1 pseudogene is annotated in these 329 nt (G+C 69.0%); it reads left to right on the top strand.

Features of this window, described 5'->3' with window-relative positions:
- Window positions 1-329, top strand: a pseudogene (locus EN850_RS34775) (N-acetylglucosamine-6-phosphate deacetylase); the annotation flags it as partial.

Here is a 329-nt window from a genome sequence, read left to right as displayed (position 1 = left end):
AGCAAGTTCCGCGTGCCGGATGAAGAAGAGATCGCACTGGCCGCGTCGCTGGACAACGGCGTGACCCTGCTCACGCTGGCGCCGGAGCGCGTGCCGCTGGAGACCATCCGTGCACTGGTCGAGCGGGGCGTGATCGTTGCCGCCGGCCACACCGCAGGCACCTACGAAGAGATCCGCGCCGGCCTGGATGCGGGCGTGCGCGGTTTCACCCACCTGTACAACGCGATGTCGCCACTGCAGGGCCGCGAGCCCGGCGCAGTGGGCGCTGCGCTGGAAGACCGCGACAGCTGGATCGGCATCATCGTCGATGGAGTGCATGTGCACCCGGC

Source organism: Mesorhizobium sp. M8A.F.Ca.ET.207.01.1.1, from assembly GCF_004794715.1.
Classification (GTDB): domain Bacteria; phylum Pseudomonadota; class Alphaproteobacteria; order Rhizobiales; family Rhizobiaceae; genus Mesorhizobium.
Note: the sequence above shows the minus strand (reverse complement) of the source record. Positions and strands in the feature narration are given on the sequence as shown.